Below are 15561 nucleotides of genomic sequence, written 5' to 3' on the forward strand. Positions count from 1 at the left end.
GATTTAATAGAAAAGGATCGAAAAATGGTGGTCAAGCCGGATAAAAAAGAAACCTCGCTGTAAGGGAAGGGAACACAATCCGATTTGTTCTCCCTTTTTTAGTTTAAGCAGTAAGAATCCGCACATTTTCAACCGAATTGTTTCGTGGTATGATAAAAGAACTTTAAACGGGCAGTGACTTCCATGAGAGTTGGGGGTCAAAAAATAATGCAATAGAGGTGACGTGTTTTTTTATGTTTACACAATTGAAAAAAGAATGGTTCGGCAATGTCGGCGGTGATATTTTGTCGGGTATTGTCGTGGCGCTTGCGCTTATTCCAGAGGCTCTGGCTTTTGCGATTATTGCGGGAGTAGACCCGATGGTAAGTCTGTACGCATCGTTTTCAATGGCGGTTGTGATTGCGTTTATGGGCGGGCGCCCGGCGATGATTTCGGCTGCTACTGGTGCAATGGCGCTGGTCATGGTCACACTTGTGAAAGATCACGGGCTGCAGTATTTATTCGCGACGACGATTTTAACCGGTATCCTGCAGATCACCTTCGGCTGGCTGAATGTGGCGCGTTTTATGAAGTTTATTCCGCGCTCGGTTATGGTTGGCTTCGTTAATGCGCTGTCGATTCTGATTTTTATGGCACAGCTGCCCCACTTTGTCGGCAGTTCAATGGCGATGTATGTATTTGTAGCGGCAACACTTGCCATCATTTACATTTTTCCGCGTTTTGTTAAATCCATTCCTTCTCCGCTTGTCGCCATCGTCGTCATGACCATTGTGGCAGTGGTGGGCGGTTTTGATTTGCGGACGGTTGGTGATCTTGGAAACATTACCCAGTCCTTGCCGTCATTCTTTATTCCGGATGTGCCATTGAATTTCGAGACATTGTCAATCATTTTCCCAACGGCTTTAGCACTCTCTATGGTCGGTTTGTTAGAGTCGCTGCTTACCGCGTCGATTGTAGATGATATGACGGATACGACAAGTGATAAAAACCGGGAAGCGCGCGGCCAGGGAATCGCAAACATTGTAACCGGCTTTTTCGGAGGAATGGCTGGATGTGCCATGATTGGACAATCGGTCATTAATGTGAAATCCGGCGGCCGTGGCCGGTTGTCGACCTTTGTGGCGGGAACATTTTTGCTGTTTTTAATTATAGTGCTCGGTGACCTGGTTGTGAAAATTCCTATGGCAGCGCTTGTTGGCGTAATGATTATGGTATCAATCGGCACATTTGACTGGTCATCCTTTAAGGCCTTTACGAAAATTCCCATTACCGACAGTATCGTAATGGTCGTGACGGTTGTAACTGTTTTGATCACGCATGACTTATCAAAAGGTGTTTTCGCTGGCATCCTGCTGAGCGCCATTTTCTTTACAGCGAAGATTTCCAAAGTGGAGGTCTCTTCTTCCCGTAAAGGTGATACACTATATTACAAAGCAGCCGGACAAATCTTTTTTGCCTCTGTTACCGATCTGCTCAATGACTTTGATTACCAGCCAGAAGGGGTCACGAATGTACACATCGATTTTTCAGAGGCCCATATTTGGGATGATTCCGGTGTGGCAGCAGTTGATAAAATTGTATTGAAATATCGTGATAGCGGTATTCAAACGGTCCTAACCGGCTTGAATGAAGCGAGCTCTTCTATGATGAAACGAATGGCTGTTCATGATAAAGAGGGCTCTAAACTATCCGGACATTAATTTTTAAAGGGGCGTACTGTATAAAAGCAGTGCGCTTTTCTTAAACAAAGGGGGATATTTGGATGAGCGGCCGTATTTTGCTGGCATCAGATGGATCGAATCATGCACTGCGGGCAGCAGAGGAAGCGATTAAGCTTGCCAAAGTATTAAATAAAGAAATTGTGATCACATTCGTTGTGGACTTTGATCAGTCGAAAAAAGACGTCCTCCACAGTGTGGGCTCTATTGAACGAGAACAAAAACGGAAAAAACAGCTTCAAAGTACAGAGCAGAAAATGAAGGAAGCGGGCGTTCCTTATTCGGTCCAGCTGCTCCATGGTATACCGGGACCGGCCATTGTAGATTATGCAAACAGGGAAGCCGTTTCTTACGTGGTAATTGGCAGCAGGGGCCTGAACAGCCTGCAGGAAATGGTGCTCGGCAGCGTCAGCCATAAAGTAGCGAAGCGGGTAAACTGCCCGGTTTTAATTGTGAAATAACAAAAGCCATTCTCTTTTGAGAATGGCTTTTGTTTTATAATAAAGAAAAGGGGGCTTAAACATGACGTATGAAGAAGTAATGGAAAAGCTTGAGCAGCTTGGGTCAGATCAAACGAAAAAAACGTTTGCCCGTCACGGGGCAAAAGAGCCGTTTTTCGGTGTTAAAGTCGGCGATTTAAAAAAGCATTTTGTCAAAGAAGTAAAAAAGGATCAGCAGCTCGTGTATGACCTGTACGCATCCGGCAACAGCGATGCTATGTATTTAGCAGGTTTGACTGCGAAGCCAAAAGAAATGACAAAGGAACGGCTGAACGAATGGGTACGGGATGCTTATTGGTACATGATCAGTGAGTACACAGTCGCGCAGGTTGCGGCGGAATCTCCATTTGCTCTTGAATGTGCGCGGGAGTGGATGCAGTCGGATGATGAAATGATTGCGGTTGCAGGATGGAGCACCTACAGCAATTACCTGTCGATTACCCCGGATGATGGGATAGAAAAGGAAGAAGTCAGAAAGCTGTTGAACAAAGTGGAAAAAAACATTCATATGGAGCAAAACCGCGTTCGGTACGTAATGAATAATTTTGTCATTTGTGTTGGTGCTTATTATAAGCCGCTTTCAGAGCGGGCGAAGGAAGTGGCAGCATGCATAGGTCGCGTGAACGTCGATGTTGGGGATACGGCCTGCAAGGTTCCGGTTGCCACAGCTTACATTCAAAAAATAGAAGAGCGAAATGCAGTCGGTAAAAAGAGAAAAACGTGTATTTGTTAAATAGAGATTTTCTGTAAGATAATTTGACAGCGAAAAGGATTTTTTTAAAAGCTCATGGTAAGATTTCTATACGTCATCGAACACCTGAATGAAAAAGCGCTTTGCAAAGACTGGACCCCTGCCAGTACTAGTGCAGAGCGTTTTTTATATGGGGTATTAAATCTGGCTGGAGAAATGCTTACTGCTGCATTGCTTGCTCAAATAAACAAAAATAAGCCTCTCGCATAGGAGAGACTTATTTTCATTGGAAGGCACAGCATCCATTTGAAAGTCATAGGTTTATGCTGCTTTTCGGTCCGCTTTCCGGTCTGCTTTTCTTGCCCAGTAAGTGGCCAAAAGCGGGCCGGAAATATTGTGCCAGAAGCTGAAAATGGCACTTGGCACAGCGGCAAGCGGACTGAAATGAGCGGCTGCAAGAGCGGCGCCGAGTCCGGAATTTTGCATGCCGACTTCGATCGCCATTGCTTTTCGGTCTTCATAAGGCATGTTAAAAAGTTTTCCTGCCAAGTATCCAAGCAAATAACCAAGACCATTGTGTAAGATGACAATACCGAAAATAAGCAGTCCGGATTCTACGATTTTTTCTTTGCTTGTTGACACGACAGCAGCCACGATCAGTACAATCGCTACAACGGAAACGAGCGGCAAAATATCTACGCTTTTTTCCACCTGCTTTTTAAAGAACAACTGCATAATAAAACCAAGAATAATAGGGATAAGTACAACTTTTACAACTGACATAAACATATCCGCGGCGGATACTTCTAGCCACTCACTTGCTAAAAGATAAATAAGCGCCGGCGTTAAAATTGGTGCCAGCAGTGTAGATACTGATGTAATGGCCACGGATAGAGCGGTATTTCCTTTTGCCAAAAACGTCATCACGTTAGAGGCAGTACCACCCGGGCAGCAGCCAACTAAAATAACGCCAATTGCAATTTCCGGCTCGAGCCGAAGCCCTTTTGCAAGAGCAAAAGCCAAAGCTGGCATCACAATAAACTGGGCCAAAACCCCGACGATGACTTTTACAGGATGACGGCCCACTTCTTTAAAGTCTTTTCCTGAAATGGTCATCCCCATCCCGAACATAATCACACCAAGTAAAATAGAAATATAGGGCGCAATCCATGTGAACTGTGCGGGAAGAAAAAATGCGAATGCCGCAAACACAAGCACCCAAATAGCGAATGTTTTGCCGGCAAATTGACTAACTTTTACGAACGTATTCAATTCGTATTCACCTCCGTTATAGTAGAATAGCATAAAATAAGTCGAAATAGGTCGTATTTTCTGATTTTTTAAGTTAATTAATTTTTCCATAATAAAAAAAGAACAGCCGTAAAAACTGTTCTTACCCCATGCCCATATCCAGCTCGTAAAGCCGTTTGTAGCGTCGTTCCTGCTGAAGCAGCTCCTCGTGTGTGCCATTCATTTGAATGTGTCCGTCGTCTAAGAAAACAATGCGGTCCATTTTTTCCATACCTGCCAGGTGGTGGGTAATCCAAATGATGGTCTTTCCATCGAGCACTTCAAACACCGTATCAATGAGCTGCCGTTCTGTAATTGGGTCCAATCCAATGGTCGGTTCATCGAGAATGACGATAGGGGTCTGCTGCAGCAGAATACGAGCCAGGGCAATCCGCTGCCGCTCTCCGCCGGAGAATCTTGCTCCGGTTTCCTGCATGACCGTTCCATACCCATTTGGAAGAGATTCAATATATTCATGCATATGCACCCGTTTGGCCGCTTCGATGACTTCTTCGTCTGTTGCCTGTGGGCTGCCGAGCCGAATATTATTCATAACCGTTGTGTTAAACAAGTATGGCTGCTGGTTCAGCACGGCTATTTCCCGGGAAATGTATTCATCCGGTTTGTTTCCGTTCACCAGTACTGTTCCGTCCTGTGGAGAAATCAACCCTTCTGCCAGCTGCATAATCGTTGATTTCCCGGCGCCGCTCGGACCGAGAACCGCTACCTTTTCCCCTGCCGGCACAGAGAATTGAAAATGCTTTAGTACCGGTTCTGTTTCGCTGTAGGAAAAAGATACGTCTTCAAAAGCAAGTGCCGGCACTCCTTTTACGAAAACCGTCTGAACCACATTTGGCTCTGTTTTTCCTTCTTCCACTTTTTCAAGACGGCTGAGAGACTGGGCGTAGCCGGTCCACTCCTGTGCTGCAGAAGAAAGGGGAAGGAAAGCTTCCGTAATTGGAAATAGCACCAGTGTAAAAGCAGCAATTAAAATCGGTGCCATTTCACCGTTAACACTTTGGCCGCCAGCCCATACCATCATAGTGACAACCGCCGCTCCGACAAGCAGCTGCAGACCGAAGTCGCGGCCGCGGGCAAAGGTTTGTTTCGCCGATTCAAGCTCCGTCCATTTTTGTTCAGCACGCTCAAAGTCATCCACAAACGCTTGCTGGCGTCCGCTGAACAGCCAGTCGCCCATACCCATTACCGCATCGGTTAACCGGCCATACTGCGCAGCACGCTGTTCTTTCTGCTTCGCCTGCTTTGCTTTCATCACCAGCAGGGAAACAAGCGGAACGAGCACAGTAAAAATGAAGAAATACAGCGCCATCACAAGGGCAAACGGAACGGAGAAAAAGCCAAGCGCCACAACCGCAGCCATATATAAAAGCAGAGAGCTCAGCCATGGAAAAATCAGTTTAATATAAACATCCTGCAAATGCTCAATATCATCCGCAAACAGGCCGAGTGCGTCACCTGTTTTGAAACGGGCCATTTGCGGGCGGAGTGCTTCATACAGCCGGACGCGCATGCGGGATACGATTTTTAAAATAAAGCTATGGCTCACCAGCCGCTCTACATAACGAGAAACGGACCGCATAATGCCAAATGTGCGTACCAATACGATCGGTACGTAAATCATCAGCAGGTTTTCGGGACGCGCGGCGGCTTTTGAAATCAGATAGCCGGATACAAACAGCAGCGCACTGGCTGCAAAAATAGTCAGTCCGCCAAGCAGGACGACCAGGATGAGCAATCGTTTATGTTCTTTCAGATAAGGAATCAGCCATCCCATGTGTATCACCTCGTGCGGCTTGTACGAGGGAGGCGTACACGCCGTTTTTCTTCATTAACTCTTCATGTGTTCCTGTTTCAGCAATTTGTCCTCGTTCCATTACGATAATCCAGTCCATTTCCCGCATCCAGTGAAGCCGGTGCGTAGCGAGCAGTACGAGCTTTTGATCGAAAAGAGGCAGCATCGTTTCTTTTAAAGCCGCTTCGGTTTCGATATCCAGATGCGCCGTCGGTTCATCAAGCAGTACAACCGGCCGATTGCTGAGATAAGCCCGGGCCGCTGCCACGCGCTGCATCTGCCCGCCGCTCAGACGGCGTCCGCCTTCACCGATCGCTGTGTGCATCAGCTCCTCAAGCGAAGACAGACCCGCTTTTTGGGCTGCTTGCATGACTTCTTCGTCTGATGCATCGGGCTCGTAAAAGCGGATATTATCCGCCAGCGTTCCGCTGAAAATATACGGGTGCTGCGGAATATAAGTCAGCTGGTTCTGCCAGGCCGGCTGCTGAAGATGGGAAACAGTCTGTCCGTTCACCGAAATGGTTCCAGCGTCAGCTCCTAAAAAACCGCCCAGTACGTCGATTAAAGTGGATTTACCGGCACCGCTTGCTCCGATAATGCCGACTTTTGCCCGTCCTTTAATGGAAAGGGAGATGTTTTGCAGGGAAGCAGCACTTACTCCTGACAGCGTCAGCTCATCCCGATCTGACCACGATGAAAGAGAAAAATCAGCGGCCTCTGTATAAGCGGACGCATCCAAAATGTCCTGCATGGCGCGGCCGGCTTCCTGTCCGTTTAACGTGGCGTGATAATCGGTGCCAAGCTCCCGAACCGGAAGAAAATATTCAGGCGCCAAAATGAGTACAGTGAGCGCCGGCAAAAGTGTCATTTTTCCATCTACAAGCCCGAGGCCGAGAAACACCGCAACGGTTGCGACAGACAGCATTGCGAAAAAGTCGAGCGCAAAAGAAGAAAGAAACGCCACTTTTAAGGTGCTCATCGTTGATTTCCGGTACTGCTCGCTTACATGCTCGATCTGTTTGCGATGTGAGCGCGCGCGCCCTAAAAACGTTAATGTTTCTAAGCCCCGAAGCGAGTCTGTGAAGTGGCCGGCGAGCCGCTGATAGCCCTCCCACTGGCTGTCTGCTTTTTTCCGGGCGGCAAGTCCTAATAGCACCATGAAAACGAGTAAAACAGGGAGTGTGATAGCCAAAACGATGCCGGATGTTCGATCGGTCCACAGAACAAACAGCCAGATCGCCAGGGGAAGAATCATCATGTTCATCATTTTTGGCAGAAACAAATTCAAATACGTACGGAACTGGTTTGTTCCTTCTATAATCAATGTAACAAGCCGCCCGGTTCCTTCCTGTTTTGAATAGCGGGGGCCGAGTGCAAACAGTTTTGAAAGCACATCGCGGCGAAGTGCCGTGCTCGTTTTTTCCGAATAGTGCTCAACAATTTTTTGTTTTAAAAAGCTGGTAAAGTAACGGCCGGCCAGCGCACCGAAAAACAGCATCATCATCGGAAATACCGCATTTGGCGTTTCACCGTTGAAAAGCCGGGTAAGGGCGCCTGCAAGCCATTTTGCCTGAAGAATGATCAGTACTGCCTGGATAATAGTGAAAAAGGTGAGTCCGGCAAGCACCGGAACTACACCTTTATAGCGAAATAGATCTCTTCCCATCAGTACGTCAAATCCTTGCCGTCGACTCGTTTCCGGAACACATAATAGCTCCACACTTGATAGCCAATGACAAACGGAAGCAGTGACACTGCCACGATCGTCATGACTTTAAGCGAGTAAGGGCCGGATGCCGCATTATAAACCGTTAGATCATAAGCGGCAGAAAGAGAACTGATCATGACCCGTGGGAACAGCGAAGCGAAAATGAGCGCAACCGTTAACACGATACCGGCGCCGCTTGAAACAAAAGCAAGGCCGTCCCGTTTTATCATGAGGAATACGGCTGCCAGCACGTAAGCCAGTACAATCGCAACAATCATCGGGATGGTTACAGCTGCCCGAACCGTAAAAACATCTGTGTAGACATAAGACAATCCAACAAACAGGGCGAGCGCGGCGACCGCCAGCCAGACTACTCGTTTCGCAAGTGAGCGGGCACGGTTTTGCAGGTCACCGACCGTTTTCAATGTTAAAAAGGATAAGCCATGCAGGAAGCAAAGAATCGTCACCGTAACCCCGCCTGTTACAGAGTAGATATTCACGAAGTCGCTAAAGCCTGCATACATGTTCATGTCCGCATCAATGGGCATGCCGCGAAGGATGCTTGTGAACAGAACACCGAACAGGAATGGCGGCAGGATGCTGCCGAAAAACACAACGTAATCCCATGTTTTGGTCCACTTTTCGCTGTGGACTTTCCCGCGGAATTCAAACGCCACGCCGCGGCCGATCAACGCAAGCAGAACGAAGACAAATGGAACATAGTAGCCGCTGAACATCGTCGCATACCAGTGAGGGAAAGCGGCAAAAATAGCACCGCCGCCTGTTAAAAGCCACACTTCATTTGCGTCCCAGAACGGGCCGATTGTATTAATCATAATACGGCGCTCCAGGTCGTTTTTCGCCAGAAAGCGCGTCGACATGCCGACACCGAAATCGAATCCTTCAAGAAAAAAGAAGCCGATAAAGAGGACCGCGATCAATAAAAACCATAGCTCATTCAAGCCCATTACAAGTACACCTCCTGGTCAAACGGATCAATTGTTTCTTTTACAGGCGCAGCTTCGTGATGCTCAACGCCTTTTTTAATTTCGCGTACAAACAAGTAAACGAGCACAATCGCTAAAATTGTATAAGCAAGAGAAAAAGCAATAAGGGACAGAAGCAGGCTCTGGGCACTAACGTTTGGTGAAACAGAAGCAGATGTTGTCATCAGGCCAAACACCGTCCATGGCTGACGGCCAATTTCCGTCATAATCCAGCCGGCGGAGTTTGCGATAAACGGAAACGAAATAAGCGCCACCATGCCGCGCAGGAACCATTTTTTCTGTGTCAATGTTTCCCGATAGCTGAAATAAAGACCTAACACCGATGCAAGAATCATCACCATGCCGGCACCCACCATAATCCGGAAGCTCCAGAAGGTTGTTTTTACCGGCGGGATATAGTTGCCTTCACCATATTTTGCTTCATATTCCGCCTGCAGGGTTTTCATCCCCGGCACGTCTCCCTGGAATTTTTCATACGCCAGGTAGCTGAGCGCAAATGGAATATTAATTTCAAATGAGTTTTCTTGATTTTTTGAATCAATAAATGCAAATGCTGTCCATGAAGCCGGATCACCGCTGTCTTCCCAGAGCGCTTCACTGGCCGCCATTTTCATCGGCTGTGATTCCATTAAATGCTTTGCCTGCGCATGACCGCTGAATGCAATCGCAAGACCCGAGATCAGGGCAACCGTCATGGCAAGGTTAAAGGACCGTTTAAACAAGTCGACTTCATGGCCTTTAATGATTTTATAAGCACTGATGCCTCCAATGAAAAAAGCACCTGTGGCAAGCGCACCAAAAATTACGTGCGGAAATTCTACTGCGAGCTGCGGATTGGTTAACAGGGCAAAGAAGTCATTCATTTCCGCCCGGCCGTTTTTGATCGCAAAGCCGACCGGCTCCTGCATAAACGAGTTAGCAGCTAAAATCCAAAGAGCAGACATCATTGTGCCCAGTGACACGAGCCAGATGCAGGCAAGGTGCACTTTTTTGGACAGGCGGTCCCAGCCAAAAATCCATAAACCAATAAATGTTGATTCCATAAAAAAAGCAAGCAATGCTTCAATCGCAAGCGGGGCACCAAATACATCTCCGACAAACCGTGAATACTCGGACCAGTTCATGCCAAATTGAAACTCTTGAATGATGCCTGTTACAACACCAACTGCAAAGTTAATTAAAAACAAATGCCCCCAGAACTTCGCCAGTTTTTTGTAGCGTTCGTCACCTTTTAAAACGTAGTGTGTCTCAAATAACGCGACTAAAAACACAAGGCCGATGGAAAGCGGCACAAATAAAAAGTGAAAAATGGTGGTGGACCCGAACTGAAGCCGGGCTAAAAATAGTTCATCCATCCCGTAAATCCCCTTTCTCCTATTTACACAGTGGTAATATATTATATTGTGAATTTATTCACAAATTCTATCTGCTTTATAATTTACGCTCTTTTGTCTTCAAAAGATATAGGATTTCGGCGAAGAATTTGAATGATTTGTGACATTTTTCACAAATCATTTTTTACATTATAAAAAGAGAGTAAATTCTGAAATGAAAGGGAAAAGCGTGTATAATCAGGGATAAAAGAACGGTGAAAGGGGTTTAGGGGGATGATTGAACGGCTGCACCATGGGGAAGAAACAACAGCAGCAGAAATTCTAGCACTGCAAATACCTGCTTATAAGGTGGAAGCGTCATTAATTGGATATGACGGTATTCCGCATTTAAATGAAACGGTAGAGATGATTAAAAGCAGTAACGAGATCTTTATCGGTTTTTTAACAGAAGGGGAGCTGTGCGGCTTTCTTTCTTATAAAGACGAAGATGAATGTGCCCTTATTCAACGGCTGGTTGTTCATCCGGGACACTTTCATGAAGGGATTGCTTCAAAGCTCCTTACATATTTTCTGCAGGAGGAATCAGAAGGGAGGACCATTCGTGTTACAACCGGTGCGAAAAACGAGCCCGCCTGCAATTTGTATAAGAAATTTGGATTTGAAGAATTGGACACATTGCTGCTGGAGCCTGGTGTAGAGCTGGTGCTTTTTGAAAAAAAACATCAGTGAGCATTTATTGCTCGTATTTTCACAAGAAAATAGTGTAGAATAAGGGCTGTGTAAAATTTTGAAGATCAGAAAGGCTGGAAGATAGATGTCATTAACAAACCATGGAACAATCCCTGTAGCGGTTTCTGCCCGCCACATTCACTTGTCACAGGAACACCTTGAAATTTTATTCGGAGAAGGCCACGAGCTCACAAAGCGCGCGGACTTGTCACAGCCAGGTCAATTTGCGGCAGAAGAAACCGTTACGATTGCCGGCAAGAAAAGTGAAATTGCCCGCGTTCGTGTTCTTGGACCATGCCGCCCGGCTACACAGGTAGAAGTAAGCTGGACAGATGCAATGAAGCTTGGCGTACGTCCTCCGCTTCGTGAATCAGGCGATATTAAAGGTTCTGAAGCTGTGACAATCACAGGTCCTAAAGGTACAGTGGAGCTTGAAGAAGGCTTGATCATTGCACAGGCACACGTTCATATGACAAAAGCTGATGCAGAAAAATACAACGTAGAAAACGGACAAATCGTTACAGTGGAAGTGGGCGGTGATCGTCCAATCGCATTCCGCAACGTTGTGATTCGTGTATCTGACAGCTATGCGCTTGAAATGCATATCGATACAGACGAAGCGAATGCAGGTTTTATCTCCCAGGGTGCTAAAGGCGATATCTGGGCATAAATGTAGATGGGAAAAGGACAATCCTCCAGGGGATTGTTCTTTTTTTATCCAAAGACAGAGGGTAAATCACTTTTGCACGAACAGATCTTACAATAGTAGAGTGTCTTCTTTGGAAGAGGATTATTGAAAACAGATGAACTGCTGTGTATATATCGTACAATCAGCTTACGATTTCGAGGAAAAGGGAAAAATAAAAAGGAGGTGAACCTATGAATACAGCTCAAAGAATCATGAGCCGCTTTTTCGCCGAGCGCTTTTACGACCAGGCGGCTCAAACAGCTTACTACTTGCTTCTGTCTGCAATTCCATTTATTATCTTTATGCTTTCATTCATTAGTTTTTTTCCAATGGATCAGCAGGCAATCCTGGATTTTGCCCGTCCATATGCACCGGGAGAGTCATTCGCTTTAATTGAAGAAAATGTGGCAGCGGTTCTGTCTGCGGAAAAAGGGCAGGTCCTGTCACTCAGCTTATTGTCAACGTTCTGGCTGTCTTCCATGGCGGTGCAGTCGCTGGGCCGGTCACTGAACGACGCCTTTCGGATTGAACGAGACCTTCCTTTTTGGCAGGGCCTGCTGCGCGACTTTGGGGTTACTTTAATCTTCATGGTGATGGTGCCGCTGTCAGTTGTGATTCCTTTACTTGAGAAAGTGCTGCGCTGGCTCGTCTCTCAATCCGATACGCTTGAACACATATCGGGCCTGCTGGATATTTGGCCAGCTGCTCAGTGGGGGATCGGTACCCTGTTTTTATTTGCTTTTTTTATCGCTTTTTATAAAATCGTTCCAAACGACCGATTAACAGTTCCATTTGTGCTGCCAGGTGCTCTGTTTGCGGCAATTGGCTGGCAGGTGGTGTCTTCCTTGTTCGGAAGTTATGCAGCGGCTGTCAGCTACACACGCCTGTACGGGCAGCTGTCCGGAATTATTGTGCTGGTGCTCTGGTTCTACTTAACAGCGGTCGTAATTTTGATTGGCGGGCTTTTAAACGCTGAAAAAGGACAGAAGCACCCATAAAAAAGAAGGGCTTGTGGAAGCCCTTCTTTTTTATAGCTGATTGAGTTTTTGGTTGATTCTTTGTGCTTCTCTCTTGAAGTAAAGGTAAAAACCAGTCCAGATAAACACGTAAATCAGCAGGAACACCGAAGCAGATAAAAGGAGACTTTGCAAATTAGCAGGAACCCAGCCGATGATAGTTGCCAGAATCAGGTACGGACAGATGGCAGTGAAAAAGTGCAGTGCAGTCTGCTGAAACAGCCGAAGAGACTGAATTTCAAAAAAAAGCGGCGTCACAGCAAACAGCCAGCCGCAAAACACATACCCTGCTGCATCTTTTACAAAAGCGCCGCCCTGGATCGTTTCCTGGCCGCTCCACACAGTAACGCACGTGATAAGGACCATAATAAAAGCTCCGAAAAACAGCCCGATGACACTTTGAACAGCAAACCGCTTCATGCTCTTTTCCCCCTGGTTACATTAAGCGCTTCTTTTATCTGACTGACGTAATGACGGGACACGTATTCTTTAGCGCCTGATTTAAAATAAACGCAAAGAGTGCCATTAAATGACGCTTCAAAGCGGCTCAATTCATGCAGGTTTGCAATGACCGACTTTGACAGCCGTACAAACCGTGAACCAGGCAGCATACGTTCAAGCTCGTACAGCTTTTCTTTTAACTTAAAAGAGCCTTCCGCAGTTACCGCGATAACCGATTCTTCTTCTGTATGAAAGTAATGAATAGCTGATGGTTTTAAAATGTGCTGCATATCTCCATTTCTGCCAACAAGAAACTCATTTTCCCGTCCTTTTAAAAAAGACACGATTTCCTGCACATTTTCATCAAGCTCCTTACAGTGAATGGTCACTTTTGTTTGTTCATATTCGCTGTCGATATCCAGTGATATTTTCATACACCAGCCCCCTGCCGAATGAAATCTTATTTCCTTATTTTACACTTTTTTTCGGCTGGAGAAAAAGAATCACACAAGCAATGAAAACAAGAACAATGAGGTAGGAAATAGATATCCACGTGCCGCTGTTCCAGATAAGCTGGTTGTTCCACACATCGATAAACAGGTGATTCATATGATACATCGGATTAAGCTGTGCTGCTGTCTGTACAAATTCCGGCATTTGATTAACAGGAAATGAAAAGTCAGCCGTTACCAGCACGATTTGAAAAATAATAATTGAAAAAACAAGTGCGCTTTTCATTTTTGTGAAAAAAGAGTAAATGGCGGAAGCGACGGTCATTAAAACGGTATTGAATACAAGAAATAACCCGTATGCGGTCAAAAGCTGTACTGGACGAAGTGACAGGTCATACAGCCAAAATCCGATTCCGTGAATGAGCACAAAACCAAAGCTTGTAATAATAATCGATTTTAAAATACCGGACAACAAGAGTATTTCCGCTGATACAGGTGAAAGCAATATTCGTTTTTCCACACCTTCTGCCCGGTTCGCCACCTGGTCAAAGCCAAAAGCGAAAAATACAACGGAGAAAGCAATCAACAGCACAAATGAGGGGGTAGCCATATCCGCATACGAAAGACCGGGATACGTACTATCCGAAAAAAGCTGGCCTAAAAAAATGTATGTGGCTGGCGGGACGAGAAGGGAAAAGACAACATAAAAAATTTCCCGGGAAAACATAAGCAGGTCATACTTTAGCTGAACTGCAATCATGAGGCGTCCTCCTCGTGTGGGACATTTTGAAGATAATAGTCATTCATGGACGCATATCCGGAAGCAAGCAGCCGGACAACCGTATCAAACTGCTTGACGCGTCCTTTCTCAATGAGCATTACTTTATCGCAGAACCGCTCTATCTCGTCCATTGAGTGAGTCGTTAAAATAACCGTTCCCCCTGTTTTTTGATTGTAATGCTGAATATAAGACCAGAGCATTTGACGCATATGCGGATCGAGACCGGTTGTAGGTTCGTCTAAAATGAGCAGCTTCGGCTTTGCTAAAAAGGCGATAGCGAGGCTCACTTTTTGCTTCCAGCCGCCGGACAGCTTATCAAAGTACGTTTTACGGTGAGAAGCAAGGCTGAAGTCAGCGATCAGCTGCTCGACCTTTACATCAGATTGGTAGTAGGCCCGAAACAAGTGAAGCAGCTCTTCGACCTTCAGTGATTTATAAAATTGAGTCGGCTGAAGAATAGCGGAAATGCGCTGCCGAAGCGCTTTAAGCTGTAGGCCGGATGCTTCCTGTATGGACTGGCCAAATAATTGTACGTCTCCTTCATCAAACGATTTTACGGTCATTATCACTTCGAGAAAGGTTGATTTTCCGGCACCGTTTTTGCCGATTACGCCAATAATTTCCCCGGCATTCGCTTTAAAGTCAATTCCCCTCAATACATGATGGCTTCCGTAGGACTTATGAAGATTCTGAACTTGAACAATCGTCATTTGTTTTCCTCCGTTTTTCTTGATACACCCAGTATAGGAAAAAATGGGATGGACGGCTTTCTTATCTCGGCCACATGCACAAAAAAAGCGGTCACTGGTTAAATGATGGACGTAACGTGTATTAGGAGTTATCGCTTTGCAGAGACAAACAGGTTAAATAGTGGTCATTTAAATAACGCTGTCGCGTCATATTCGTGGTTTTGGAAAAAGCAGCTTCAAGCAACCCTTCAAACGCTTCGTCTGTGTTGAAATAATGAAGGAGCAGCACGGCGTTTTCTTCCATTGGCAGAGCGAGTCCAATGATATGCGCAGCAGAACATGCAGAGGCAGTCCTCCGCTTTCTTCCATCGCTCCAGCACGCGTATAACTCGTCTGAAAGCTGGTGGCCTGCAAATACAAACGGCTTTTTCCACTTTTCCAATGTGTTTTGGATAATGGGTTTTGCTGTGAGTGCCAGCTGTTCTTCGATATAATGAATCCATAAGAAAGGGTTTTCGATCATCGCATGCCATTCATCCAGCACTGATTCAACCGCATCATGTGTAACGTATGTACTGAGAAGCGGAATCCATGTGTGGTGGAGCCGTTCAAGACGGTCAGGGTCCGCCTGTTCCTCGATATAATCAACAAAGCCATCGAGAACGGCTCGCAGCTCACGTTCGTGAAGAGAGGTAATCATCAAT

General features: G+C 46.1%; 16 protein-coding genes. 6 read left to right on the plus strand and 10 right to left on the minus strand.

What is annotated here, in order from left to right; translation table 11 throughout:
* Positions 1-233 precede the first annotated feature (233 nt).
* The 3 genes from VP97_RS03745 (at position 234) to VP97_RS03755 (ending at position 2951) form a co-directional block, all read left to right on the plus strand.
* Positions 234-1700, plus strand: a complete 1467-nt coding sequence (locus VP97_RS03745) for a SulP family inorganic anion transporter (protein ID WP_050180341.1) — start codon at positions 234-236, stop codon at positions 1698-1700.
* Positions 1701-1762: 62 nt separating this feature from the next.
* Positions 1763-2179 carry a universal stress protein gene (locus VP97_RS03750; protein ID WP_050180342.1) on the plus strand — a complete coding sequence of 139 codons (417 nt, stop codon included), beginning with the start codon at positions 1763-1765 and terminating at the stop codon, positions 2177-2179.
* Between the two features lie 61 nt (positions 2180-2240).
* Positions 2241-2951, plus strand: a complete 711-nt coding sequence (locus VP97_RS03755) for a DNA alkylation repair protein (protein WP_050180343.1) — start codon at positions 2241-2243, stop codon at positions 2949-2951.
* A gap of 279 nt (positions 2952-3230) precedes the next feature.
* Here the strand turns inward: VP97_RS03755 and VP97_RS03760 are convergent, their stop codons facing one another.
* From VP97_RS03760 to VP97_RS03780, 5 genes are all read right to left on the minus strand, one after another.
* A complete protein-coding gene (locus tag VP97_RS03760) occupies positions 3231-4181 on the minus strand; it encodes a bile acid:sodium symporter family protein (protein ID WP_050180344.1) in 951 nt (316 codons plus the stop codon).
* A gap of 121 nt (positions 4182-4302) precedes the next feature.
* Complete coding sequence (cydC, locus tag VP97_RS03765) at positions 4303-5994, minus strand: thiol reductant ABC exporter subunit CydC (RefSeq protein WP_050180345.1); 1692 nt, start codon at positions 5992-5994, stop codon at positions 4303-4305.
* Complete coding sequence (cydD, locus tag VP97_RS03770) at positions 5960-7678, minus strand: thiol reductant ABC exporter subunit CydD (protein WP_050180346.1); 1719 nt, start codon at positions 7676-7678, stop codon at positions 5960-5962. The genes cydC and cydD overlap by 35 nt, the downstream gene beginning before the upstream one ends.
* Positions 7678-8688 carry a cytochrome d ubiquinol oxidase subunit II gene (gene cydB / locus VP97_RS03775; protein ID WP_050180347.1) on the minus strand — a complete coding sequence of 337 codons (1011 nt, stop codon included), beginning with the start codon at positions 8686-8688 and terminating at the stop codon, positions 7678-7680. The genes cydD and cydB overlap by 1 nt, the downstream gene beginning before the upstream one ends.
* The gene (locus tag VP97_RS03780) at positions 8688-10082 is read right to left on the minus strand and encodes a cytochrome ubiquinol oxidase subunit I (RefSeq protein ID WP_050180348.1); all 1395 of its coding nucleotides are present in this window, start codon (positions 10080-10082) and stop codon (positions 8688-8690) included. Before VP97_RS03780 ends, cydB begins: the two co-directional genes overlap by 1 nt.
* A 252-nt stretch (positions 10083-10334) precedes the next feature.
* On the opposite strand from VP97_RS03780, the gene VP97_RS03785 reads away from it, so the two are divergent.
* From VP97_RS03785 to VP97_RS03795, 3 genes are all read left to right on the plus strand, one after another.
* Positions 10335-10790 carry a GNAT family N-acetyltransferase gene (locus tag VP97_RS03785; RefSeq protein ID WP_050180349.1) on the plus strand — a complete coding sequence of 152 codons (456 nt, stop codon included), beginning with the start codon at positions 10335-10337 and terminating at the stop codon, positions 10788-10790.
* An 85-nt stretch (positions 10791-10875) separates the two neighbouring features.
* Positions 10876-11460: a phosphate propanoyltransferase gene (gene pduL / locus VP97_RS03790; RefSeq protein WP_082220217.1), complete on the plus strand. Its 585-nt coding sequence runs from the start codon at positions 10876-10878 to the stop codon at positions 11458-11460.
* Between the two features lie 209 nt (positions 11461-11669).
* A complete protein-coding gene (locus VP97_RS03795; protein WP_050180350.1) occupies positions 11670-12476 on the plus strand; it encodes a YihY/virulence factor BrkB family protein in 807 nt (268 codons plus the stop codon).
* A gap of 30 nt (positions 12477-12506) precedes the next feature.
* On the opposite strand, the gene VP97_RS03800 is transcribed toward VP97_RS03795, so the two are convergent.
* The 5 genes from VP97_RS03800 to VP97_RS03820 form a co-directional block, all read right to left on the minus strand.
* Complete coding sequence (locus tag VP97_RS03800) at positions 12507-12914, minus strand: DUF3021 domain-containing protein (protein ID WP_050180351.1); 408 nt, start codon at positions 12912-12914, stop codon at positions 12507-12509.
* A complete protein-coding gene (locus tag VP97_RS03805; protein ID WP_050180352.1) occupies positions 12911-13369 on the minus strand; it encodes a LytTR family DNA-binding domain-containing protein in 459 nt (152 codons plus the stop codon). The genes VP97_RS03800 and VP97_RS03805 overlap by 4 nt, the downstream gene beginning before the upstream one ends.
* Positions 13370-13403: 34 nt before the next feature.
* Positions 13404-14147, minus strand: a complete 744-nt coding sequence (locus VP97_RS03810; protein ID WP_050180353.1) for an ABC transporter permease — start codon at positions 14145-14147, stop codon at positions 13404-13406.
* The gene (locus VP97_RS03815) at positions 14144-14878 is read right to left on the minus strand and encodes an ABC transporter ATP-binding protein (RefSeq protein WP_050180354.1); all 735 of its coding nucleotides are present in this window, start codon (positions 14876-14878) and stop codon (positions 14144-14146) included. Before VP97_RS03815 ends, VP97_RS03810 begins: the two co-directional genes overlap by 4 nt.
* A 121-nt stretch (positions 14879-14999) precedes the next feature.
* Positions 15000-15557 carry a hypothetical protein gene (locus tag VP97_RS03820; protein WP_050180355.1) on the minus strand — a complete coding sequence of 186 codons (558 nt, stop codon included), beginning with the start codon at positions 15555-15557 and terminating at the stop codon, positions 15000-15002.
* Between the last annotated feature and the right edge of the window lie 4 nt (positions 15558-15561).

Source organism: Domibacillus robiginosus (genome assembly GCF_000966195.1).
Lineage (GTDB): Bacteria > Bacillota > Bacilli > Bacillales > Domibacillaceae > Domibacillus > Domibacillus robiginosus.